The sequence below is a fragment of the Pseudomonas putida genome (assembly GCF_028682475.1).
In the GTDB taxonomy this organism is placed as follows: Bacteria; Pseudomonadota; Gammaproteobacteria; order Pseudomonadales; family Pseudomonadaceae; genus Aquipseudomonas; species Aquipseudomonas putida_AG.
The window spans coordinates 127,618-148,931 of the sequence record NZ_JANHLE010000010.1 but is presented as its reverse complement, the minus strand read 5'-3'; the positions used below and the strand labels follow the sequence as shown (position 1 = coordinate 148,931).

Here is a 21,314-nt window from a genome sequence, read left to right as displayed (position 1 = left end):
GGCATTCCTTTACAACGCCACGTCGAGAAAGCCCGGCGCCTGGGCCAGGGCCAGCGGGCTGAAAATGGCCCAGCAGCGTTGCCGCTGGAAGTGGCCCTGAACAAAGGGTGCCGCACCGCTGAGCAACGGGGTGGGTGGCGACAGTTCGAGGCTGTGCAGGGGAAAGTGCTGCAAACCCAACACCTCATCGACCAGCAGGCCGACAAACAGCTCCTCATGATCGAGCACCAGCACCCGCCGCTGCTTGCGCGGTGCAGACAGCCCGAGGCCCAGAAAGCCGCACAGGTCCATGACCGGCAACAGCCGCCCACGCAGGTTGGCCACCCCGCTGACCCAGGCTTTGACCCCGGGAATCCGGCTCAGGCGCGGCTCGTGCAGCACTTCGGCGACCTCGCCCATCGGCGCGACGAACCACTGCTCGCCGATGCGAAAGCCGATACCGCTCCAGCTCTGCAGGCGGGTTTCCTGCAACGGCAGGTCAGCCGCCAGCAGCCGACAGCGCCGGTCGATGTCCAGCAGCAGTTCGAAGGCCGTCAGTGACTCGCCCATGGGCTGGGTAATCAACCTTTGAGAACGCCGTTGAGCACCTTGATCAGGGTCTCTTCATCCACCGGCTTGGTCAGGTAGTCGCTGGCGCCCTGGCGCTTGCCCCAGACCTTGTCGGTCTCCTGATCCTTGGTGGTGACGATGATTACCGGGATGGCGGCGGTTTCCGGGTCTTTGCTGAGTTGACGGGTCGCCTGGAAACCGTTGACGCCGGGCATGACGATATCCATCAGCACCGCGTCCGGCTTTTCGTGCCGCGCCAGCGCCACGCCATCGGCGCCGTTCTCGGCCTTGAGCACCTGATGCCCGTGTTTTTCGAGCATTCCGGTCAGTTTGTACATTTCGGTCGGCGAATCGTCGACGATCAGAACTCGGGCCATGCTGTTCCCCATCAAAGGACTGGACGCCGCTGCCGGGGCGCGGCGTCAGGGTGCGTGTTGTTCTTCTGCGGCGAACCCGGGCACGTGGGCCCTGATTGCGTCCAGCAGTTCTTCCTTGCTGAAAGGTTTGGTCAAAAATTGATCGGAGCCGACCACGCGGCCCCTGGCCTTGTCGAACAGGCCGTCACGGGACGACAGGAGAATCACCGGCGTGTCCTTGAAGGCACTGTTGTGCTTGATCAGGGCGCAGGTCTGGTAACCGTCCAGACGCGGCATCAGCACGTCGACGAAAATGATCTGCGGATGCTGGTCGACGATCTTGGCCAGCGCATCAAAGCCGTCGGTGGCGGTGATGACCTCGCAGCCTGCTTCATTGAGCAACATTTGTGCGGTACGACGGATCGTTTTCGAGTCATCGATCACCATCACCTTCAGTGCCGCGCCGGGCTGTTCCATAATTGCTCTACCATCGCTGCTCAAGCGTCGCCTGGAAAGGCCGTGCAGGCCACGTGCCAGGCCTTTTTAGCACACTCTGGGGGTGCATTCCATCGGCCCGCGCCACGGCCCGCCGCAACGCCATCGCGGATGCGTTTTTCCCTTGACCGCCAGCGCTGCGAGCGCCACCCTGACGCCACTTTTCATTCGAGCTACTGCGGCATCGCGCCGCCGAGAGGAACTACCCCATGAGCGTTCGCCTCGGGATTGTCATGGACCCCATCGCGTCCATCTCCTACAAAAAGGACAGCTCGCTGGCCATGTTGCTGGCTGCCCAGGAGCGCGGCTGGTCGCTGTTCTACATGGAACAGCAGGACCTCTACCAGGGCCAGGGCCAGGCCCGCGCGCGGATGCGCCCGCTGAAAGTGTTTGCCGACCCGCAGCACTGGTTCGAACTGGAAGCCGAGCAAGACAACGCCCTGAGCGATCTGGACGTGATCCTGATGCGCAAGGATCCGCCGTTCGACATGGAGTTCGTTTACAGCACCTACCTGCTGGAGCAGGCCGAGGCCGCCGGCGTGCTGGTGGTCAACCGCCCGCAGAGCCTGCGTGACTGCAACGAGAAGCTGTTCGCCACCCTGTTCCCGCAGTGCACGCCGCCGACCCTGGTCAGCCGTCGCCCGGACATCATTCGCCAATTCGCCGCCGAACATGGCGACGTAATCCTCAAGCCGCTGGATGGCATGGGCGGTACCGGGATCTTCCGTCATCGCGCAGGCGACCCCAACCTTTCGGTGATTCTCGAGACCCTGACCCTGCATGGCGCCTCGCAGATCATGGTGCAGGCCTACCTGCCGGCGATCGTCGACGGCGACAAGCGCATCCTGATGATCGATGGCGAGCCGGTGCCTTACTGCCTGGCGCGCATTCCGGCCAGTGGCGAAACCCGTGGCAACCTGGCCGCTGGCGGCCGTGGCGAAGCCCGCCCGTTGACCGACCGCGATCGCTGGATCGCCGAACAGGTCGGCCCGACCCTGCGCGAGAAAGGCCTGTTGTTCGTTGGCCTGGACGTCATCGGTGAGCACCTGACCGAAATCAACGTCACCAGCCCGACCTGCATCCGCGAAATCGACAACGCCTTTGGCACCCGCATTGGCGTGCAGTTGATGGATGCCATTGATCGCAAGCTCAAGGCGCGCTGACCGCCGACGCGGAGCAACCGCGCAGAGTGGGGTATCATGCCGGTCGTTTTTTTGACCTGTGCACCCGCTCTGCCGGTTTCCCCCGGCTTCGTGGCTGCTGGATACCTGATGACGCTGCCTGCTGACATCCCCGCCGACTTCAACCCGCCTCGCGTTCGCCCGGCGGACCGGCTTGGCTTTACCTTGTTCCTGGCCGCGCTGGTGCACCTGGCGCTGATCCTCGGCGTGGGCTTTACCATTGCCAAGCCGGAAGAAATCCGCCGCACCATGGAAATCACCCTGGCGACCTTCAAAAGCGAGAAAGCCCCGCAGAAGGCCGACTTCCTGGCCCAGGACAACCAGCAGGGCAGCGGCACCCTGGACAAGAAAGCTGTGCCGAAAACCACTGAAGTCGCGCCGTTTCAGGACAGCAAGATAAATAAGGTAACGCCGCCCCCGGCCGCCAAGCCTGAAGTGCAGCCGCAGCCGGCACCGCCCAAGGCCGTGGTCACCACCCAGGCGCCGAGGCCGCAAAAAGTCGAAACCCGGCCCAAGGAAGCCAAGCCGCAGCCCAAACCCAAGGCCGCGACCCCGGACTTCGACAGCTCGCAACTGTCCAGCCAGATCGCCAGCCTCGAAGCCGAGCTGTCCAACGAGCAACAGCTGTACGCCAAGCGCCCGCGCATTCATCGTCTAAATGCCGCCTCGACCATGCGCGACAAGGGTGCCTGGTACAAGGACGAATGGCGCAAGAAGGTCGAGCGCATCGGCAACCTCAACTACCCCGACGAAGCCCGCCGCCAGCAGATCTACGGCAGCCTGCGGCTAATGGTCTCGATCAACCACGACGGCTCGCTCTATGAAGTGCTGGTGCTGGAGTCGTCCGGGCAACCGCTGCTCGACCAGGCCGCCCAGCGCATCGTCCGTCTGGCGGCGCCTTTTGCACCGTTTACCGGCGATCTGGCCGACATCGACCGGCTGGAGATCATTCGCACCTGGCGCTTTGCCCGTGGCGACCGTTTGTCCAGCAATTGACCGCCCCGCTCCCACACTTCAGGCTTGTCAGTCTGGCGTACCGACGCCACACTATTAGCCATGAAAAACCTCAGCCCGAGTTACCTCAAGCATCAGTTCCTGATTGCCATGCCACACATGGCCGACCCGAACTTCGCGCATACCTTGACCTACATCGTCGAGCACAACGCCAATGGCGCGATGGGGCTGGTGGTCAATCGGCCCCAGGAGCTCAACCTGGCCGATATCCTCGAACAACTGCGCCCGAACGTCGAGCCGCCGGCCAGCTGCATTCAGGTACCTATCTACATGGGTGGCCCGGTGCAAAGCGACCGCGGCTTCGTCCTGCACACCAGTGACAAGAGCTTCCAGGCCACCATCGAGCTGGACGGCCTGTCGCTGACCACCTCCCAGGATGTGCTGTTCGCCATCGCCGACGGCGGCGGGCCGCAACAGAGCCTGATCACCCTCGGCTACGCAGGCTGGGAAGCCGGCCAGCTGGAAGCGGAACTGGCCGACAACGCCTGGCTCAACTGCCCGTTCGACCCCGAGATCATCTTCGGCATGGCCTGCGAGCAGCGCCTGGCCGCCGCAGCGGCGAGCCTGGGCATCAATCTGAGCCTGCTGACCAGCCAGGCGGGGCACGCCTGATGGCCGAACTGCGTCTGCTGCTGGGCTTTGACTACGGCACCAAACAGATCGGTGTCGCCGTCGGCCAGGTCATCACCGGCCAGGCCCGCGAGCTGTGTACCCTCAAGGCCCAGAACGGTGTACCGGACTGGACCCAGGTGGAAAAGCTCATCCACGAGTGGAAGCCCGACGCTATCGTCGTTGGCCTGCCACTGAACATGGACGGCACCCCGAGCGAAATGAGTGCCCGCGCCGAGAAATTCGCCCGGCGCCTGAACGGCCGCTTCAACCTGCCCGTGCATACTCACGACGAACGCCTGACCACCTTCGAAGCCAAGGGCGAGCGCATGGCCCGCGGCGGCCAGCGTGGCAGTTACCGCGACAACCCGGTCGACGCCATTGCCGCTGCCCTGCTGCTGCAGGGCTGGCTGGAGGCCAATACCGGGCAATCCTGATCATCGGATTCAAGCCGGGCCAGCGCTGCGCCCCCGGCCTCTTGAGGAGCAAGCATGAGCCTACCCAATCCCGCCGAACTGATCCGGCAGATGGCTGTCGACCTTCGTGCCCATCTGGCCCGGCGCAACATTACCGAACCACGCTTCATCGGCATCCGCACCGGGGGTATCTGGGTTGCCCAGGCCCTGCTCGCAGAACTGGGCAGCGATGCCGCCCTGGGCACCCTCGACGTTTCGTTCTATCGCGATGATTTCAGCCAGAACGGCCTGCACCCGCAGGTGCGCCCCTCGGACCTGCCGTTCGAGATCGAAGGTCAGCACCTGATCCTGGTCGACGACGTGCTGATGAGCGGTCGCACCATTCGCGCCGCCCTCAACGAACTGTTCGACTATGGCCGTCCGGCCAGCGTGACCCTGGTGTGCCTGCTCGACCTGGATGCCGGTGAATTGCCGATCCGCCCGAATGTGGTCGGCGCGACGCTGTCGCTGGCTGCCCATGAACGGGTAAAATTGACCGGACCCGCACCGCTCGCCCTCGAGCGCCAGGACCTCGCTTCCGCTTCCGCCCTTTAAGAGTCCCTCGCGATGACGCCAATCGACGCCAAGCGCCCGCTGCAGCTCAATGATCAGGGCCAGCTGCGCCACTTTCTCTCGCTCGACGGTTTGCCCCGCGAACTGCTGACCGAAATCCTCGACACTGCCGACTCCTTCCTCGAAGTCGGCGCCCGGGCCGTTAAAAAAGTCCCGTTGCTGCGCGGCAAGACCGTGTGCAACGTGTTCTTCGAGAACTCCACCCGCACCCGCACCACCTTCGAACTGGCCGCCCAGCGACTGTCGGCCGACGTCATCACCCTGAATGTGTCGACCTCCTCGACCAGCAAGGGCGAAACCCTGTTCGACACCCTGCGCAACCTCGAAGCCATGGCCGCCGATATGTTCGTCGTGCGCCACGCCGACTCCGGCGCCGCGCACTTCATCGCCGAGCACGTCTGCCCGGAAGTGGCGATCATCAACGGTGGCGACGGCCGCCATGCCCACCCGACCCAGGGCATGCTCGACATGCTCACCATTCGTCGCCACAAAGGCGGCTTCGAGAATCTCTCGGTGGCCATCGTCGGCGACATCCTGCACTCGCGGGTGGCGCGCTCGAACATGCTCGCCCTGAAAACCCTGGGCTGCCCGGACATCCGCGTGATCGGCCCGAAAACCCTGCTGCCGATTGGTATCGAGCAGTACGGCGTGAAGGTCTACACCGACCTCGAACAGGGCCTCAAGGACGTCGACGTGGTGATCATGCTGCGCCTGCAGCGTGAGCGCATGGCCGGCGGCCTGTTGCCCAGCGAAGGCGAGTTCTACCGCCTGTTCGGCCTGACCACCGCACGCCTGGCCGGGGCCAAGCCCGATGCCATCGTCATGCACCCGGGACCGATCAACCGTGGCGTGGAAATCGAATCGGCGGTGGCCGACGGCGCCCACTCGGTGATCCTCAACCAGGTCACCTACGGCATCGCCGTGCGCATGGCCGTACTGTCCATGGCCATGAGCGGGCAGACCGCGCAACGTCAATTCGACCAGGAGAACGCCCAGTGACCCTCAGTATTCTCGGCGCCCGGGTCATTGACCCCCTGAGCGGCCTGGACCAGACCGCTGATCTGCACATCGATGCCGGCAAGATCGTTGCCATCGGCGCGGCCCCCGCCGGCTTCAAACCGGCGCGCAGCATCGACGCCCAGGGCCTGATCGCCGCCCCCGGCCTGGTCGACCTCAACGTCGCCTTGCGCGAACCGGGTTACAGCCGCAAGGGCAGCATCGCCAGCGAAACCCGTGCTGCAGCCGCGGGCGGCGTCACCAGCCTGTGCTGCCCACCGCAAACCAAACCGGTGCTCGACACCTCGGCGGTTGCCGAGCTGATCCTCGACCGCGCCCGCGAAGCCGGGCACAGCAAAGTGTTCCCGATCGGCGCCCTGAGCAAAGGCCTGGAAGGCGAACAGCTGGCCGAGCTGATTGCCCTGCGTGACGCCGGCTGTGTGGCGTTCGGCAATGGCCTGAATGCCTTTGCCAACAATCGCACCCTGGCCCGTGCCCTGGAGTACGCGGCAACCTTCGACCTGACGGTGATCTTCCACTCTCAGGACCGCGACCTGGCCCAGGGCGGCCTGGCCCACGAAGGCGCCATGGCCAGCTTCCTCGGCCTGCCGGGCATTCCGGAAACTGCCGAGACCGTCGCGCTGGCGCGCAACCTGCTGTTGGTCGAACAGACCGGCGTGCGTGCGCACTTCAGTCAGCTGACCAGTGCCCGTGGTGCGCGGCTGATTGCCCAGGCTCAGGAACTGGGCCTGCCGGTGACCGCCGACGTCGCCCTGTACCAGTTGATCCTCACCGACGAAGCGCTGCGCGACTTCTCCAGCCTCTACCACGTGCAGCCGCCGCTGCGCACCCAGGCCGACCGTGACGGCCTGCGCGAGGCAGTGAAATCCGGGGTGATCCAGGCGATCTCCAGCCATCACCAGCCACACGAGCGTGACGCCAAGCTGGCACCGTTCGGAGCCACCGAGCCGGGCATCAGCAGCGTCGAGTTGCTGCTGCCGCTGGCGATGACGCTGGTGGAAGATGGCCTGCTTGATCTGCCGACTTTGTTGCAGCGTTTGTCCAGCGGCCCTGCCCAGGCCCTGCGTCTGCCGGCCGGGGAACTGAAAGTCGGCGCGGCGGCCGACCTGGTGCTGTTCGATGCTAAGGCCTCGACCTTGGCGGGCGAGCAGTGGCGCTCCAAAGGCGACAACTGCCCGTTCATCGGCCACTGCCTGCCGGGCGCGGTGCGTTATACCTTGGTCGATGGGCATATCAGCCACGAAGCCTGATGATCCTGGGGCCGCTTTGCGGCCCAATCGCCGGCAAGGCCGGCTCCCACAAGGGTCGGTGTATGCAGTCCCTGTGGGAGTCGGCCTTGCCGGCGATGCTTACCGCTCATCCTTCAAGGTTGAAATCCTTCCCACCACCCCCATATGAGTCTGCATCAGGCATTTTCGCCCCGCTGCGTGGAGACTCTCCCTTGACCACCATCGTTTCAGTTCGCCGCCACGGCAAAGTCGTCATGGGCGGCGACGGCCAGGTTTCTCTCGGCAACACCGTGATGAAAGGCAACGCCAAGAAAGTCCGCCGCCTGTACCACGGTCAGGTCATCGCCGGCTTCGCCGGTGCCACCGCCGACGCATTCACCCTGTTCGAACGCTTTGAAGGCCAGCTGGAAAAGCACCAGGGCCATCTGATCCGTGCCGCCGTGGAGCTTGCCAAGGAATGGCGTACCGACCGTTCCCTGAGCCGCCTGGAAGCCATGCTGGCGGTCGCCAACAAAGACGCTTCGCTGATCATCACCGGCAACGGTGACGTGGTCGAACCCGAAGACGGCCTGATCGCCATGGGCTCCGGTGGCGCCTACGCCCAGGCCGCCGCCCGCGCCCTGCTGCAAAAAACCGACCTCTCGGCGCGTGAAATCGCCGAGACCGCGCTGAACATCGCCGGTGACATCTGTGTGTTCACCAACCACCACCTGACTATCGAGGAGCAGGACCTGGCCGAGTAATTCAGCTGTTCTGGCGCCCGGCCCCGGTGGCCGGGCTTTTCCACGCTGATTTATCGAGCCCAAGGACCATCACAACCATGTCCATGACCCCCCGCGAGATCGTCCACGAACTCAACCGCCACATCATCGGCCAGGACGACGCCAAGCGCGCCGTCGCCATCGCCCTGCGCAACCGCTGGCGGCGCATGCAGCTGCCGGCTGAGCTGCGCGTTGAAGTCACGCCGAAGAACATCCTGATGATCGGCCCGACCGGCGTCGGCAAGACCGAAATCGCCCGGCGACTGGCCAAACTGGCCAACGCCCCGTTCATCAAGGTCGAAGCGACCAAGTTCACCGAAGTCGGCTACGTTGGCCGTGACGTCGAGTCGATCATCCGTGATCTGGCCGATGCCGCGATCAAGATGCTCCGCGAGCAGGAAATCGTCCGTGTCGGCCACCGTGCCGAAGACGCCGCCGAAGAGCGCATCCTGGATGCCCTGCTGCCACCGGCACGCACCGGCTTCAACGAAGACCAGGTCAACTCGCAGGACTCCAACACCCGCCAGCTGTTCCGCAAGCGTCTGCGCGAAGGTCAGCTGGATGACAAGGAAATCGAGATCGAAGTGGCCGAAGCCATGGGCGTCGACATTTCCGCGCCACCGGGCATGGAAGAGATGACCAACCAGCTGCAAAACCTGTTCGCCAACATGGGCAAGGGCAAGCGCAAGAGCCGCAAGCTCAAGGTCAAGGAAGCGCTCAAGCTGGTACGCGACGAGGAAGCCAGCCGCCTGGTCAACGAAGACGAGCTCAAGGCCAAGGCCCTGGAAGCGGTCGAGCAGCACGGCATCGTGTTCATCGACGAAATCGACAAGGTCGCCAAGCGTGGCAACGTCGGCGGCGCCGATGTCTCGCGTGAAGGCGTACAGCGCGACCTGCTGCCGCTGATCGAAGGCTGCACGGTGAACACCAAGCTGGGCATGGTCAAGACTGACCACATCCTGTTCATCGCCTCCGGCGCGTTCCACCTGAGCAAGCCGAGCGACCTGGTCCCGGAACTGCAAGGTCGTCTGCCGATCCGTGTCGAACTCAAGGCCCTGAGCCCGGAAGACTTCGAGCGTATCCTCAGCGAACCGCACGCCTCGCTGACCGAGCAATACCGCGAGCTGCTGAAAACCGAAGGCCTGCACATCGAGTTCGCCGCCGAAGGCATCAAGCGCCTGGCCGAGATCGCCTGGCAGGTCAACGAGAAAACCGAGAACATCGGTGCTCGCCGCCTGCACACCTTGCTCGAGCGTCTGCTTGAAGAGGTGTCGTTCAGCGCCGGCGACCTGGCCAGCGCCCACACCGAAGCGCCGATCCGCATCGACGCCGAGTACGTCAACAGCCACCTCGGCGAATTGGCGCAGAACGAAGACCTTTCTCGTTATATTCTGTAAGCCTCATTCTCTTACAGGCAGGGCCGCTTGCGGCCCTGAACCACATGGCCAGAATCCCCACCGGCATCAACCTGCACAAAGCCTCCAAGACCCTCACCCTGACCTACGGGACCGATGAGGTGTACCACCTGCCCGCCGAATTCCTGCGCGTGCACTCGCCTTCCGCCGAGGTCCAGGGCCACGGCAATCCGATCCTCCAGTACGGCAAGCTTGGCGTCGGCCTGAGCGGTCTGGAACCTGCCGGCCAGTACGCCCTGAAACTGACCTTCGACGACGGCCACGACAGCGGCCTGTTCACCTGGGAGTACCTGGAGCAACTGTGCCTGCGCCAGCAGGATCTCTGGAATGACTACCTCGGCGAGCTGGAAAAAGCCGGCAAATCCCGCGACCCGTCCGAGTCCATCGTCAAGCTGATGCTCTAGCTCAGGCCTTCCAGGGTTTAGAGCGCATTTTCTAATTCTATTTGCTTGAATGCCTGCTTAACGGCCAATGAATGGCCGTCTTGCGCAGCACTCGAAAGTCGGGTAACCAATAGATCTGGCAAGTTCCCTGCATTGGTTTGGAGCAGGGTCAGGCCGGGATGTAGAGGTCGCGAGCGAAAGCAGGCAGTCTTCTCAAGCAGAAAATACCCGCAGGGCTCTTCGTCGTTTGCATCCGGCCACAGGACCGCAGTTCGTTATCACTGGTCACCCGAGCAGCAGTACCGGGCACTTGTCTGTGTAATGCGCACAGCAGGCCGGTACTCGTCTCAGGACAACGGAGCGTCGTAGATGAGTAACAAGAACAACGATGACCTGCAGCGCCAAGCCTCGGAAAACACACTGGGCCTGAACCCGGTGATCGGTTTGCGCCGTAAGGATTTGCTGACATCTGCGCGAATGGTGCTGGGCCAGGCCGTTCGCCAACCGCTGCACAGTGCCAAGCATGTCGCGCAATTCGGCCTGGAACTCAAGAACGTGATTTTCGGCAAATCGGCCCTGCAACCGGAGAGCGACGACCGTCGTTTCAACGATCCGGCCTGGAGCCAGAACCCGCTTTATCGCCGCTACCTGCAGACCTACCTTGCCTGGCGTAAAGAACTTCACGACTGGATCGAAACCAGCAACCTGTCTGACCAGGACATCGGTCGCGGTCACTTCGTCATCAACCTGATGACCGAAGCCATGGCCCCGACCAACAGTGCGGCCAACCCGGCGGCGGTCAAACGCTTCTTTGAAACCGGTGGCAAAAGCCTGCTCGACGGCCTGTCGAACCTGGCCAAGGACATGGTCCACAATGGCGGCATGCCCAGCCAGGTGAACATGGAGGCCTTCGAGGTCGGCAAGAACCTGGGGACCAGCGAAGGCGCGGTGGTGTTTCGCAACGACGTGCTGGAACTGATCCAGTACCGGCCGATCACCGAACAGGTGCATGCCCGCCCGCTGCTGGTGGTGCCACCCCAGATCAACAAGTTCTATGTCTTCGACCTGAGCCCGGAAAAGAGCCTGGCGCGCTTCTGCCTGCGCTCCAATGTACAGACCTTCATCGTCAGCTGGCGCAACCCGACCAAGGCCCAGCGCGAATGGGGCCTGTCGACCTATATCGATGCACTCAAGGAAGCCGTCGACGTGATCCTGGCGATCACCGGCAGCAAAGACCTGAACATGCTCGGCGCCTGCTCCGGTGGCATCACCTGCACCGCCCTGCTCGGTCACTACGCAGCGCTGGGCGAAACCAAGGTCAATGCCCTGACCCTGCTGGTCAGCGTCCTCGACACCACCCTCGACAACCAGGTCGCCCTGTTCGTCGACGAGCAGACCCTGGAAACCGCCAAGCGCCACTCCTACCAGGCCGGGGTGCTTGAAGGCCGCGACATGGCCAAAGTGTTCGCCTGGATGCGCCCCAACGACCTGATCTGGAACTACTGGGTCAACAACTACCTGCTCGGCAACGAGCCGCCGGTGTTCGACATCCTGTTCTGGAACAACGACACCACACGCCTGCCGGCCGCCTTCCATGGCGACCTGATCGAAATGTTCAAAAGTAATCCACTGACCCGTGCCGATGCACTGGAAGTGTGCGGCACGCCGATCGACCTGAAGAAAGTCACCGCCGACATCTTCAGCCTGGCCGGTACCACCGATCACATTACCCCTTGGCAGGCCTGCTACCGCTCGGCCCAGCTGTTTGGTGGCAATGTCGAGTTCGTGCTGTCCAACAGCGGGCATATCCAGAGCATTCTCAACCCGCCGGGCAACCCCAAGGCACGCTACATGACCGGAAGTGAACTGCCGACACTGGCCAGCGAATGGCAAGAAAACGCGCACAAGCACACCGACTCCTGGTGGCTGCACTGGCAGGCCTGGATGGCGGCACGTTCCGGGGAACTGAAAAAGGCACCGACACGCCTGGGTAACAAGGCCTATCCCGCTGGCGAGGCCGCGCCGGGGACCTACGTTCACGAGCGTTGATTACAACGGCCGCCGCGGCCCGTTGCTGGTCGCGGCGAACGCTCCACCACAGGGCTTCGCGCATGCCGCAACCGTACATATTCAGAACCGTCGACCTGGGTGGCCAGACCATCCGCACCGCGGTTCGCCCCGGCAAGCCGCACTTGACGCCCTTGCTGATCTTCAACGGCATCGGTGCCAACCTGGAGCTGGTGTTCCCGTTCATCCAGGCCCTGGACCCGGACCTGGAGGTCATCGCGTTCGACGTGCCGGGGGTCGGTGGCTCGTCCACACCTCGGCATCCGTACCGTTTTCCCGGGCTGGCCAAGCTCACCGCACGCATGCTCGATTACCTCGACTACGGGCAGGTCAATGCCATCGGCGTGTCCTGGGGCGGGGCACTGGCCCAGCAGTTTGCCCATGACTATCCCGAACGCTGCAAGAAGCTGGTACTGGCGGCCACCGCAGCGGGCGCGGTCATGGTGCCCGGCAAACCGAAAGTGCTGTGGCTGATGGCAAGCCCCAGGCGCTACATCCAACCGTCGCATGTCATTCGCATTGCGCCGCAGATCTATGGCGGGGCCTTTCGCCGCGACCCCGACCTGGCCATGGCGCACGCCGCCAAAGTGCGCTCCTCAGGCAAGCTCGGTTACTACTGGCAACTGTTCGCCGGGCTCGGCTGGACCAGCATCCACTGGCTGCACAAGATCCAGCAACCGACCCTGGTGCTGGCCGGTGACGATGACCCGTTGATTCCACTGATCAATATGCGTCTGCTGGCCTGGCGAATTCCCAATGCCCAGCTACACATAATCGACGACGGCCACTTGTTCCTGATCACCCGGGCCGAAGCGGTGGCCCCGATCATCATGAAGTTTCTCGAGCAAGAGCGCCAACGCGCCGTCATGCACCCACGCCCCGCCCCCAGCTAAGACGCTGACATGAGGTTGGTGTCGCTCTTGCATTGATCTGTTTGTAGTTGGCCTGACGACGGAGTGTTGCCTGATGAAAGACAAGCCCGCGAAGGGGTCGGTACCGGTCCCCGCCTCGTATATGAACGTGCAGAGTGCGATCACCGGCCTGCGCGGCCGCGACCTGCTGTCCACGTTGCGCAATGTCAGCCGCCACAGCCTGCGCCACCCGCTGCACACGGCCAAGCACATGCTCGCCCTGGGCAACCAGCTGGGACGCGTGCTGCTCGGCGACACACCGCACCAGCCCAACCCGCGCGACAATCGCTTCAAGGACCCGGCGTGGAATCTCAATCCCTTTTACAGCCGCGGGCTGCAGGCTTATCTCGCCTGGCAGAAGCAGACCCGGCAGTGGATCGACGAAAGCCAGCTGGAGCCCGATGACCGCATCCGGGCACACTTTCTGTTTGCCTTGCTCAACGATGCGCTGTCACCGAGCAACTCCCTGCTCAATCCCGCCGCCGTCAAGGAGCTGTACAACTCAGGCGGCCTGAGCCTGGTGCGCGGTCTGAACCACCTGGTCGATGACCTGCGCCACAACGATGGCTTGCCGCGCCAGGTCAACCCCAACGCCTTCGAGGTCGGCCGCAACCTGGCCACCACGCCGGGCGCGGTGGTGTTTCGCAGCGAGTTGCTGGAGCTGATCCAGTACAAGCCGATGAGCGAAAAACAGTACGCCCGGCCGGTGCTGGTGGTACCGCCACAGATCAACAAGTTCTATATCTTCGACTTGAGCCCGGCCAACAGCTTTGTCCAGTACATGCTCAAGAATGGCCTGCAGACCTTCATGATCAGCTGGCGCAACCCCGATCCGCGTCATCGCGAATGGGGCCTGTCGAGCTACGTCGAGGCGCTGGAAGAAGCTATGAATGTCTGCCGGGCCATTACCGGCAGCCGCGAGGTCAACCTGATGGGCGCCTGCGCCGGGGGCCTGACCATGGCCGCCCTGCAAGGCCACCTGCAGGCCAAGCGGCAATTGCGCAGGGTCAGCAGTGCCACCTACCTGGTCAGCCTGCTCGACAGCCAGATCGACAGCCCCGCCAGCCTGTTCGCCGACGAGCAGACCCTGGAGGCGGCGAAACGCCGCTCCTACCAGCAGGGCGTGCTCGATGGCCGGGAAATCGCCAAGGTCTTTGCCTGGATGCGCCCCAACGACCTGATCTGGAACTACTTCGTCAACAACTACCTGCTCGGCAAGGCGCCACCGGCCTTCGACATTCTCTACTGGAACAACGACAACACCCGCCTGCCGGCCGCCCTGCACGGCGACCTGCTGGACTTCTTCAAGCACAACCCGCTGGCGCATGCCGCCGGCCTTGAGGTCTGCGGCACCCCGATCGACCTGCAGAAAGTCAGCGTCGACAGCTTCAGCGTGGCCGGCAACAACGACCACATCACGCCCTGGGATGCGGTCTACCGCTCGACTTTGCTGCTCGGTGGCGACAAGCGCTTCATCCTGGCCAACAGCGGCCATGTGCAAAGCATCCTCAACCCACCCGGCAATCCCAAGGCGAACTATGTCGACAACCCGCGCCTGAGCAGTGACCCGCGGGCCTGGCTCTACGACGCCAAACAGGTCGAGGGCAGTTGGTGGCCGCAGTGGCTGGAATGGATTCAGGCGCGCGCAGGCGCGCAACGCGAAACCCTGATGGCTCTGGGCAACCAGAACTACCCTCCCATGGACCCCGCGCCCGGCACTTACGTGCAAGCGCGTTGAACAAGTAGAACGGATGAAAACCCGCGACCGAATTCTCGAGTGTGCCCTGCAGCTGTTCAACCAACAGGGCGAACCGAATGTCTCGACCCTGGAAATCGCCAATGAAATGGGGATCAGTCCAGGCAACCTGTACTACCACTTCCACGGCAAGGAGCCGCTGGTGCTGGGTTTGTTCGAGCGCTTCGAAGACGAACTGACACCGCTGCTCGACCCACCGCTGGAGGTGCGCCTGGATGCCGAGGACTACTGGCTGTTCCTGCACCTGATCGTCGAGCGCATGGCCCAGTACCGCTTCCTGTTCCAGGACCTGTCGAACCTGACCGGGCGCCTGCCCAAGCTGGCCCGTGGCATGCGCAATCTGCTCAACGCCCTCAAGCGCACCCTGGCCGCCCTGCTCGCCAGTCTCAAGGCCCAGGGCCAGGTGGTCAGCGATACGCGGGCGTTGGGGCAACTGGTGGAACAGATCACCCTGACGCTGTTGTTCTCCCTCGACTACCAGCGCGTGCTGGCGCGTGAGGGTGAAGTCGGGGTCGTGGTGTATCAGGTGATGATGCTGGTGGCGCCGCATCTGGATACCGGCTCGCGGCATGCGGCCGAGCAGATCGCTTTGCGCTATCTGGAGGGCTGAAAAGCATCGCGGGGCAAGCCCGCTCCCACAGTGGGAGCGGGCTTGCCCCGCGATAAAGCCTGAATCAGGACTGACTGATCGGGCTTACCGGCGCCGAAGCCACTGGCGCGATTGGTGCTGCAGTTACCACCGGCGCCACACTCGGTGCCGGTGCGGCACTGGCAGCAGGTGCTGCAGGTTTGGCAGCAGGCTTGGCCGCTGCTTTTTTCACCGCCGGTTTCTTCGCTGCTGCCGGTTTGGCTGCTGCTTTGGCAGCCGGTTTGGCCGCTGCGGTTTTCGCTGCCGCCGGTTTCGCTGCAGGTTTGGCAGCCGCTTTCGGCGCCGCCTTGGCCAGTGGCTTGGCTGCAGCCTTGGCCGCTGCCGGCTTGCTGGAGGCCGGCTTGACCGATGCACCGGTCAGCTTCTCGATCTGCTTGGTCAAGGTGTCGACCTGCTGATGCAGCGCCTTGACTTCATTGCGGCTCGGCACGCCCAGACGCGAGATGGCACTGTTCAGGCGCTTGTCGAAAGCCTCTTCGAGTTCGCTCCATTTGCCCAGCGCACGGTCTTTGACATCGCCCACCCGCGAAGTGGCCGACTTGGCCGAAGCCTTGGCCGCATCGACGGAACTCTTGGCCTGCTTTTCGGCCTTTTCACCATCCTTGACCAGGGACTCGAACAGCTTGTTGCCGTCCTGGTCGATCTTGGAGTAGATACCCAGTCCAGCCAGCCAGATCTTGCGGGAATACTTCTCGATCCCCCCGACCCAGGAGCTGCTCTCTTTTTCGCTATTCTTCTTGCCAGCCATCCCGCTCTCCTTATTGTTTACGTGCGACACGTTCAAGCAATGCCGTCAGCTCATCGAGCTTGGCAGAGAGTGCCTCCACGTCATGTTTAGACGGAATGCCGATGCGATTCAAGGCGCTGGCAACCCGTGTGTCGAAAGCTTTTTCGATTTTATCGAGTTGAACTTCGACCTTGCCCTTGACGCTGCTGATCTCGCCTTTGACCGAATCGATCTGGCTGTTGGCGGCATCGAGTTCATGGTCGATGCGTTTCTTGCCACGTTTCTCGACGGTTTCGCCAGCCTTGACCAGCTCTTTCAGGTATTCGGCACCTTCCTGACCAACCCGGGCGTAAGCGCCCAGGCCTGCCAGCCAGATCTTGCGCGCGTAGCCGCGCACCTCACCCAGCGTGCGCTGGGTGTCGTCTTTTTTCTTCAGGATCACTTTGGCCATGCTCTGCACCTCACGCTCGAATAGATATGGAGGAACTGCCCATGGATGTTGGGCTTGAGCATAAGGTAGGGAGAAAAATTAGAATCCTCACCCTAAGGCAGGAAAAAACTGTGGGATCTGGCCACTGTGGGAGCTGGCCTTGCCAGCGATACAGGCAACGCCAATCAGCTGACACCGCGCTGATACCATCGCCGGCAAGGCCGGCTCCCACAAGATTCACGCCAGAGCTTTGTCCAGCGCCCGCTCGATCTCGCTCTTGATCGTCGTGCTCATCATCGACAGCATCATGCCCAGCTTCAGCTCGACCCGGATGGTGTCTTCACCGATCTGCACACTGCCACTGGCACCGCTGCGTTTGACCTCGACGCGGTCGCCATTCCAGCGGGCGCTGAGGTCGTACTCGCGGGCCAGCTTGTCGACCAGGGTCTGGGCCTTTTCCCGAGCCGCTTCGCGGCCCAGGCTGTGTTTGCGCTCAACGCTGATCTGGGTCATTCATTCAATCCTGGGTTCAAAGGCATACTTCTATTATGCCCGCGCCCCGACCTGCGACACACCCCGCCAAGACAAATCCGACCGTACGCCCTAGAATGGCCAGTAATTTTTTCCGGTGAAGCGATATGAACGATCAGCGCAAAGGCGACCACGCCGAACCCACCACCCATTTCGGCTACAAGAACGTGCCGGAAAGCCAGAAAGCAGAGAAAGTCGCTGAGGTTTTCCATTCGGTAGCCGCCAAGTACGACTTGATGAACGATGTGCTTTCCGGCGGCATGCACCGCCTGTGGAAACGCTTCACCATCGAACTGTCCGGCGTGCGCAGCGGCAACCGGGTCCTGGACATTGCCGGTGGCACCGGCGACCTGGCCGCCAAGTTCTCGCAACTGGTCGGCCCGACCGGTCAGGTGGTGCTGGCCGACATCAACGAATCGATGCTCAAGGTCGGCCGCGACCGCCTGCTCGACCGCGGCGTGGCCGGCAACATCGAATTCGTCCAGGCCGATGCGGAAAAGCTGCCGTTCCCGGACAACCATTTCGATTGCGTGACCATCGCCTTCGGCCTGCGCAACGTGACCCACAAGGAAGACGCCATCCGCTCGATGCTGCGGGTGCTCAAGCCGGGCGGCCGGCTGCTGGTGCTGGAGTTCTCCAAGCCGACCAACACCTTCATGTCCAAGGTCTACGATGCCTATTCGTTCGCCTTCATGCCACTGGCCGGCAAGCTGATCACCAACGACTCGGAAAGCTACCGCTACCTGGCCGAATCGATCCGCATGCACCCGGACCAGGAAACCCTCAAGGCGATGATGGTCGAGGCCGGTTTCGACCGCGTCACCTACCACAACATGACCAGCGGCATCGTAGCCCTGCACCGGGGTATCAAGCCCTGATGCTCCTGGCCGGCCTTCTTGCCAGCGTCGAACACGGCCTCAACCGTGTCCTGCGCCTGGACAGCACAGCGCTGCCGCGCCTGCGCGCGCTCGATGGCAAGGTAATTGCCATCGACTGCCGCCAGCCAGCGCTGCAACTGTTCATTCTGCCCAGCGAGGACGGCCTGATGCTCGCCGCGCACTGGGCCAATGAGGCCGACTGCACCCTGCGCGCCCCGGCCAGCAGCCTGGTGCGCCTGGCCTTGAGCCAGGACAAGAGTGCCGTGCTGCACAGCCCGCAGGTCGAACTCGAAGGCGACAGCGCCGTGCTGCTGGACCTGGTCGCGGTGCTCCAGGACCTGGAGCTGGACTGGGAGTACGAAGTTTCGCGCTGGCTCGGGCCAATCGCCACGCAATTGCTCAGCGGCCATCTGCGCAGCCGCGCCAGCTGGACGCGCCAGGGCCTGGCGGCGCTCAACCAGAACCTCTCCGAATACCTCGCCGAAGAGGCCCGGACCCTGGTTGGCCAGCGCGAAGCCGAAGCCCGCTTCAGCGAACTCGACACCCTCAAAGTCGACATCGAACGTCTCGAGGCGCGTATTGAGCGCCTTGCCCGATCCCTTGATACCAGCGATAACGCATGAAGCTGCTTGCCGTCCGCCGTCTGTTTCGCATCCAACGTGTGGTTATCCGCTACCGCCTCGATGACCTGCTGTTCGAACTGCCGCTGCCCTGGTGGCTGATGGCCCTGCGGCACCTGATGCCCTGGCGCTGGCTGCCACGCAAGACCCTCGAGCTCAGCCGCGGCGCGCGCCTGCGCCTGGCCCTGCAAGACCTGGGGCCGATCTTCATCAAGTTCGGCCAGTTGCTTTCAACCCGTCGCGACCTGCTCCCCGAGGACATCGCCGACGAGCTGATGCGGCTGCAGGACCGCGTACCGCCGTTCGATCCGCAACACGCCGTGGCGCTGATCGAAGAGCAGCTCGGGGCGAAGATCAGCGAAGTGTTCAGCCGCTTCGACGTCGAACCGCTGGCCTCGGCCTCGGTGGCTCAGGTGCATGCGGCCAAGCTCAAGAGCGGTGAAGAGGTGGTGGTCAAGGTCGTGCGCCCGGGCCTCAAGCCGGTCATCGCCCAGGACCTGGCCTGGCTGTTCCTGATCGCCCGTGGCGCCGAGCGGGTGTCGGCCGATGCCCGCCTGCTGCACCCGGTGGAAGTGGTCAACGATTACGAAAAAACCATCTACGACGAGCTCGACCTGCTGCGCGAGGCGGCCAACGCCAGCCAGCTCAAGCGCAACTTCGAAGGCTCGGAGATGATGTACGTGCCCCAGGTGTACTGGGACTGGTGCCGCCCCAAGGTACTGGTGATGGAGCGCATCTACGGCATCCAGGTCACCGACCTGGCGACCCTGGCCGACCAGCGCACCGACATGAAAATGCTCGCCGAACGCGGTGTCGAGATCTTCTTCACCCAGGTGTTCCGTGACAGTTTCTTTCACGCCGACATGCACCCCGGCAACATCTTCGTCAGCACCGTCAAGCCGTGGAGCCCGCAGTACATCGCCATCGACTGCGGCATCGTCGGCAGCCTCACGCCTGAAGACCAGGACTACCTGGCGCGCAACCTGTTTGCCTTCTTCAAGCGCGACTACCGCCGCGTCGCCCAGCTGCATATCGATTCCGGCTGGGTACCGGCGCACACCAAGCTCAACGAGTTCGAGGCGGCGATCCGTACCGTTTGCGAGCCGATCTTCGAAAAACCGTTAAAGGATATTTCCTTCGGTCAGGTGCTGATGCGCCTGTTCCAGACCGCACGGCGCTTCAACATGGAAGTCCAGCCGCAGCTGGTGCTGCTGCAAAAGACCCTGTTGAACATCGAAGGCCTGGGCCGCCAGCTGTACCCCGAGCTGGACCTGTGGAGCACCGCCCAGCCGTTCCTGGAGCGCTGGATGCGTGACCGCGTGAGCCCCAAGACCCTGCTGCAGAACCTGCACGGCCAGGTCGAACAGATCCCGCACCTGGCCGGCATGACCCGCGACCTGCTCGAGCGCATGTCACAGCCGCACCTGGCCGAGCCACCCAGCGCCTGGCAACAGAAAGGCGATGGCTGGGCCTTGCGCCTGCTCGGCGCCGGCCTGCTCGGCGGTGGCGCGACCCTCGCCGCCGGTGCCGTCAGCCTCAGCGCCCCGGCCGCCTGGCCGGCCTGGCTGATGCTTGCGGCTGGCCTTTACCTGATCGTGCGTCGATAGCCAGCCGGGCCGCTGACTGGCACACTAGCGCAAGGGGTCGGCAGAGGATCGGGCCTCTTGTTTTGGAGTCGTACATGAAAGACTGGCTGGACGAGATCAACTGGAACAGCGATGGCCTGGTACCGGCTATCGCCCAGGACCACAAAACCGGGCGCGTGCTGATGATGGCCTGGATGAACCGCGAAGCGCTGGCCCTGACTGCCGCCGAGCAGCGGGCCATCTACTGGTCGCGTTCGCGTGGCAAACTGTGGCGCAAGGGCGAGGAATCCGGGCACGTGCAAAAACTGCATGAAATGCGCCTGGACTGCGACGCCGACGTGATCATCCTGATGGTTGAGCAACTGGGGCATATCGCCTGCCATACCGGCCGCGAAAGCTGCTTCTACCGTGTTTACGAAAACGCCGAGTGGAAGACCGTCGACCCGGTCCTCAAAGACCCCCACGCCATCTACAACGCAGGACACTGACATGAGCGACACCCTGACCCGCCTGGCCGAAGTGCTGGAAGCGCGCAAAGGCGCCGAACCTGACAGTTCCTACGTGGCCAGCCTGTACCACAAGGGCCTGAACAAGATCCTGGAAAAGCTCGGCGAAGAGTCGATCGAGACCATCATTGCTGCCAAGGATGCCGCCCACAGCGGAGATTACAGCGATGTCATCTACGAGACCGCCGATCTGTGGTTCCATAGCCTGGTCATGCTTGCGCAACTGGGCCAGCACCCACAGGCGGTACTGGATGAACTGGACCGCCGCTTCGGCCTGTCCGGGCACGCCGAGAAAGCAGCGCGTCAGCCGTCGGCCTAACTGAATTATTTCGAGGGATTGCACCATGGGTATTTTTGACTGGAAACACTGGATCGTTCTGCTGGTCGTCGTGGTACTGGTATTCGGTACCAAGAAGCTGAAGAACTTCGGCAGCGACCTGGGCGAATCGATCAAGGGCTTCAAGAAAGCCATGAACGAAGAAGAGACCAAGCCTGCAGAGCAGACGCCTCCTCCAGTGCAACCCGTACAACCACAGGCCGCTTCGCCACTGAACCAGCCACAGACCATCGACGGCCAGGCGCACAAGGTCGAAGAGCCGATCAGGAAAGATTGATC

26 protein-coding genes are annotated in these 21,314 nt (G+C 63.1%); 20 read left to right on the top strand and 6 right to left on the bottom strand.

Translation table 11 applies throughout. The features are described 5' to 3' along the window. Positions 1-9 precede the first annotated feature (9 nt). Genes NPS47_RS11265 through pilG form a run of 3 tightly spaced genes read right to left on the bottom strand, consistent with a single transcriptional unit; the run spans position 10 to position 1,382 of the window. Positions 10-564, bottom strand: coding sequence for a chemotaxis protein CheW (locus NPS47_RS11265; RefSeq protein WP_274295041.1), 555 nt, complete (start codon positions 562-564; stop codon positions 10-12). Beyond that, positions 561-926 carry a twitching motility response regulator PilH gene (pilH, locus tag NPS47_RS11260; protein ID WP_038615379.1) on the bottom strand — a complete coding sequence of 122 codons (366 nt, stop codon included), beginning with the start codon at positions 924-926 and terminating at the stop codon, positions 561-563. Before pilH ends, NPS47_RS11265 begins: the two co-directional genes overlap by 4 nt. Positions 927-971: 45 nt before the next feature. Then, positions 972-1,382: a twitching motility response regulator PilG gene (gene pilG, locus NPS47_RS11255; RefSeq protein ID WP_038615381.1), complete on the bottom strand. Its 411-nt coding sequence runs from the start codon at positions 1,380-1,382 to the stop codon at positions 972-974. Between the two features lie 227 nt (positions 1,383-1,609). Between pilG and gshB the strand changes: the two genes are divergently transcribed. The 14 genes from gshB to NPS47_RS11185 all read left to right on the top strand — a co-directional run bounded on the left by gshB (position 1,610) and on the right by NPS47_RS11185 (position 15,381). Then, positions 1,610-2,563 (top strand): glutathione synthase, encoded by a 954-nt coding sequence (gshB, locus tag NPS47_RS11250; protein ID WP_274295040.1) that lies wholly within the window; start codon positions 1,610-1,612, stop codon positions 2,561-2,563. Between the two features lie 108 nt (positions 2,564-2,671). Next, on the top strand, positions 2,672-3,577 hold the full coding sequence (locus NPS47_RS11245) for an energy transducer TonB (RefSeq protein WP_274295039.1): 906 nt from the start codon (positions 2,672-2,674) through the stop codon (positions 3,575-3,577). Between the two features lie 60 nt (positions 3,578-3,637). Next, entirely contained in the window at positions 3,638-4,207 is a 570-nt protein-coding gene (locus NPS47_RS11240; protein WP_274295038.1) for a YqgE/AlgH family protein, read from the top strand. Then, entirely contained in the window at positions 4,207-4,641 is a 435-nt protein-coding gene (gene ruvX / locus NPS47_RS11235) for a Holliday junction resolvase RuvX (protein ID WP_274295037.1), read from the top strand. The genes NPS47_RS11240 and ruvX overlap by 1 nt, the downstream gene beginning before the upstream one ends. 54 nt (positions 4,642-4,695) lie before the next feature. After that, complete coding sequence (pyrR, locus tag NPS47_RS11230; protein WP_274295036.1) at positions 4,696-5,214, top strand: bifunctional pyr operon transcriptional regulator/uracil phosphoribosyltransferase PyrR; 519 nt, start codon at positions 4,696-4,698, stop codon at positions 5,212-5,214. Positions 5,215-5,226: 12 nt separating this feature from the next. Next, positions 5,227-6,231 (top strand): aspartate carbamoyltransferase catalytic subunit, encoded by a 1,005-nt coding sequence (locus NPS47_RS11225; RefSeq protein ID WP_274295035.1) that lies wholly within the window; start codon positions 5,227-5,229, stop codon positions 6,229-6,231. Further along, positions 6,228-7,499, top strand: a complete 1,272-nt coding sequence (locus tag NPS47_RS11220) for a dihydroorotase (protein ID WP_274295034.1) — start codon at positions 6,228-6,230, stop codon at positions 7,497-7,499. The genes NPS47_RS11225 and NPS47_RS11220 overlap by 4 nt, the downstream gene beginning before the upstream one ends. Before the next feature lie 191 nt (positions 7,500-7,690). Next, a complete protein-coding gene (gene hslV, locus NPS47_RS11215; protein WP_038615396.1) occupies positions 7,691-8,221 on the top strand; it encodes an ATP-dependent protease subunit HslV in 531 nt (176 codons plus the stop codon). A gap of 77 nt (positions 8,222-8,298) precedes the next feature. Next, positions 8,299-9,636 (top strand): ATP-dependent protease ATPase subunit HslU, encoded by a 1,338-nt coding sequence (gene hslU / locus NPS47_RS11210; protein WP_274295033.1) that lies wholly within the window; start codon positions 8,299-8,301, stop codon positions 9,634-9,636. A 44-nt stretch (positions 9,637-9,680) separates the two neighbouring features. After that, positions 9,681-10,058, top strand: a complete 378-nt coding sequence (locus NPS47_RS11205; protein WP_274295032.1) for a DUF971 domain-containing protein — start codon at positions 9,681-9,683, stop codon at positions 10,056-10,058. Positions 10,059-10,406: 348 nt separating this feature from the next. Further along, positions 10,407-12,086, top strand: coding sequence for a class II poly(R)-hydroxyalkanoic acid synthase (phaC, locus tag NPS47_RS11200; protein ID WP_274295031.1), 1,680 nt, complete (start codon positions 10,407-10,409; stop codon positions 12,084-12,086). 62 nt (positions 12,087-12,148) lie between these two features. Further along, positions 12,149-12,997, top strand: a complete 849-nt coding sequence (gene phaZ / locus NPS47_RS11195; protein WP_274295030.1) for a poly(3-hydroxyalkanoate) depolymerase — start codon at positions 12,149-12,151, stop codon at positions 12,995-12,997. 73 nt (positions 12,998-13,070) lie between these two features. Further along, entirely contained in the window at positions 13,071-14,753 is a 1,683-nt protein-coding gene (gene phaC, locus NPS47_RS11190) for a class II poly(R)-hydroxyalkanoic acid synthase (protein WP_274295029.1), read from the top strand. Positions 14,754-14,766: 13 nt separating this feature from the next. After that, positions 14,767-15,381, top strand: a complete 615-nt coding sequence (locus tag NPS47_RS11185) for a TetR/AcrR family transcriptional regulator (protein ID WP_274295028.1) — start codon at positions 14,767-14,769, stop codon at positions 15,379-15,381. Between the two features lie 64 nt (positions 15,382-15,445). Here NPS47_RS11185 and NPS47_RS11180 read toward each other — a convergent pair whose 3' ends face one another. The 3 genes from NPS47_RS11180 to NPS47_RS11170 all read right to left on the bottom strand — a co-directional run bounded on the left by NPS47_RS11180 (position 15,446) and on the right by NPS47_RS11170 (position 17,090). Further along, positions 15,446-16,168, bottom strand: a complete 723-nt coding sequence (locus tag NPS47_RS11180; protein WP_274295027.1) for a phasin family protein — start codon at positions 16,166-16,168, stop codon at positions 15,446-15,448. 10 nt (positions 16,169-16,178) lie between these two features. After that, positions 16,179-16,598, bottom strand: a complete 420-nt coding sequence (locus NPS47_RS11175) for a phasin family protein (protein ID WP_274295026.1) — start codon at positions 16,596-16,598, stop codon at positions 16,179-16,181. A 216-nt stretch (positions 16,599-16,814) separates the two neighbouring features. After that, complete coding sequence (locus tag NPS47_RS11170; protein WP_274295025.1) at positions 16,815-17,090, bottom strand: polyhydroxyalkanoic acid system family protein; 276 nt, start codon at positions 17,088-17,090, stop codon at positions 16,815-16,817. Positions 17,091-17,215: 125 nt separating this feature from the next. On the opposite strand from NPS47_RS11170, the gene ubiE reads away from it, so the two are divergent. The 6 genes from ubiE to NPS47_RS11140 all read left to right on the top strand — a co-directional run bounded on the left by ubiE (position 17,216) and on the right by NPS47_RS11140 (position 21,312). After that, positions 17,216-17,986, top strand: coding sequence for a bifunctional demethylmenaquinone methyltransferase/2-methoxy-6-polyprenyl-1,4-benzoquinol methylase UbiE (gene ubiE, locus NPS47_RS11165; RefSeq protein WP_274295024.1), 771 nt, complete (start codon positions 17,216-17,218; stop codon positions 17,984-17,986). Further along, the gene (locus NPS47_RS11160; RefSeq protein WP_274295023.1) at positions 17,986-18,609 is read left to right on the top strand and encodes a ubiquinone biosynthesis accessory factor UbiJ; all 624 of its coding nucleotides are present in this window, start codon (positions 17,986-17,988) and stop codon (positions 18,607-18,609) included. Before ubiE ends, NPS47_RS11160 begins: the two co-directional genes overlap by 1 nt. Next, positions 18,606-20,213 (top strand): ubiquinone biosynthesis regulatory protein kinase UbiB, encoded by a 1,608-nt coding sequence (gene ubiB / locus NPS47_RS11155; protein ID WP_274295022.1) that lies wholly within the window; start codon positions 18,606-18,608, stop codon positions 20,211-20,213. The genes NPS47_RS11160 and ubiB overlap by 4 nt, the downstream gene beginning before the upstream one ends. A 74-nt stretch (positions 20,214-20,287) precedes the next feature. Then, positions 20,288-20,680 (top strand): phosphoribosyl-AMP cyclohydrolase, encoded by a 393-nt coding sequence (gene hisI / locus NPS47_RS11150; RefSeq protein ID WP_274295021.1) that lies wholly within the window; start codon positions 20,288-20,290, stop codon positions 20,678-20,680. Between the two features lies 1 nt (position 20,681). Beyond that, complete coding sequence (locus NPS47_RS11145; RefSeq protein ID WP_157194503.1) at positions 20,682-21,017, top strand: phosphoribosyl-ATP diphosphatase; 336 nt, start codon at positions 20,682-20,684, stop codon at positions 21,015-21,017. A gap of 25 nt (positions 21,018-21,042) precedes the next feature. Further along, positions 21,043-21,312, top strand: a complete 270-nt coding sequence (locus tag NPS47_RS11140; RefSeq protein ID WP_274295020.1) for a twin-arginine translocase TatA/TatE family subunit — start codon at positions 21,043-21,045, stop codon at positions 21,310-21,312. The last annotated feature ends 2 nt before the right edge of the window (positions 21,313-21,314 follow it).

What these genes read in the sequence shown, in the direction of transcription:
- pilH (WP_038615379.1), bottom strand. Translation starts at nt 926, where the DNA reads ATGGCCCGAGTTCTGATCGTCGACGATTCGCCGACCGAAATGTACAAA.
- pilG (WP_038615381.1), bottom strand. Translation starts at nt 1,382, where the DNA reads ATGGAACAGCCCGGCGCGGCACTGAAGGTGATGGTGATCGATGACTCG.
- gshB (WP_274295040.1), top strand. Translation starts at nt 1,610, where the DNA reads ATGAGCGTTCGCCTCGGGATTGTCATGGACCCCATCGCGTCCATCTCC.
- NPS47_RS11245 (WP_274295039.1), top strand. Translation starts at nt 2,672, where the DNA reads ATGACGCTGCCTGCTGACATCCCCGCCGACTTCAACCCGCCTCGCGTT.
- NPS47_RS11240 (WP_274295038.1), top strand. Translation starts at nt 3,638, where the DNA reads ATGAAAAACCTCAGCCCGAGTTACCTCAAGCATCAGTTCCTGATTGCC.
- ruvX (WP_274295037.1), top strand. Translation starts at nt 4,207, where the DNA reads ATGGCCGAACTGCGTCTGCTGCTGGGCTTTGACTACGGCACCAAACAG.
- pyrR (WP_274295036.1), top strand. Translation starts at nt 4,696, where the DNA reads ATGAGCCTACCCAATCCCGCCGAACTGATCCGGCAGATGGCTGTCGAC.
- NPS47_RS11225 (WP_274295035.1), top strand. Translation starts at nt 5,227, where the DNA reads ATGACGCCAATCGACGCCAAGCGCCCGCTGCAGCTCAATGATCAGGGC.
- hslU (WP_274295033.1), top strand. Translation starts at nt 8,299, where the DNA reads ATGTCCATGACCCCCCGCGAGATCGTCCACGAACTCAACCGCCACATC.
- NPS47_RS11205 (WP_274295032.1), top strand. Translation starts at nt 9,681, where the DNA reads ATGGCCAGAATCCCCACCGGCATCAACCTGCACAAAGCCTCCAAGACC.
- phaC (WP_274295031.1), top strand. Translation starts at nt 10,407, where the DNA reads ATGAGTAACAAGAACAACGATGACCTGCAGCGCCAAGCCTCGGAAAAC.
- phaZ (WP_274295030.1), top strand. Translation starts at nt 12,149, where the DNA reads ATGCCGCAACCGTACATATTCAGAACCGTCGACCTGGGTGGCCAGACC.
- phaC (WP_274295029.1), top strand. Translation starts at nt 13,071, where the DNA reads ATGAAAGACAAGCCCGCGAAGGGGTCGGTACCGGTCCCCGCCTCGTAT.
- NPS47_RS11185 (WP_274295028.1), top strand. Translation starts at nt 14,767, where the DNA reads ATGAAAACCCGCGACCGAATTCTCGAGTGTGCCCTGCAGCTGTTCAAC.
- NPS47_RS11180 (WP_274295027.1), bottom strand. Translation starts at nt 16,168, where the DNA reads ATGGCTGGCAAGAAGAATAGCGAAAAAGAGAGCAGCTCCTGGGTCGGG.
- NPS47_RS11175 (WP_274295026.1), bottom strand. Translation starts at nt 16,598, where the DNA reads ATGGCCAAAGTGATCCTGAAGAAAAAAGACGACACCCAGCGCACGCTG.
- NPS47_RS11170 (WP_274295025.1), bottom strand. Translation starts at nt 17,090, where the DNA reads ATGACCCAGATCAGCGTTGAGCGCAAACACAGCCTGGGCCGCGAAGCG.
- ubiE (WP_274295024.1), top strand. Translation starts at nt 17,216, where the DNA reads ATGAACGATCAGCGCAAAGGCGACCACGCCGAACCCACCACCCATTTC.
- NPS47_RS11160 (WP_274295023.1), top strand. Translation starts at nt 17,986, where the DNA reads ATGCTCCTGGCCGGCCTTCTTGCCAGCGTCGAACACGGCCTCAACCGT.
- ubiB (WP_274295022.1), top strand. Translation starts at nt 18,606, where the DNA reads ATGAAGCTGCTTGCCGTCCGCCGTCTGTTTCGCATCCAACGTGTGGTT.
- hisI (WP_274295021.1), top strand. Translation starts at nt 20,288, where the DNA reads ATGAAAGACTGGCTGGACGAGATCAACTGGAACAGCGATGGCCTGGTA.
- NPS47_RS11145 (WP_157194503.1), top strand. Translation starts at nt 20,682, where the DNA reads ATGAGCGACACCCTGACCCGCCTGGCCGAAGTGCTGGAAGCGCGCAAA.
- NPS47_RS11140 (WP_274295020.1), top strand. Translation starts at nt 21,043, where the DNA reads ATGGGTATTTTTGACTGGAAACACTGGATCGTTCTGCTGGTCGTCGTG.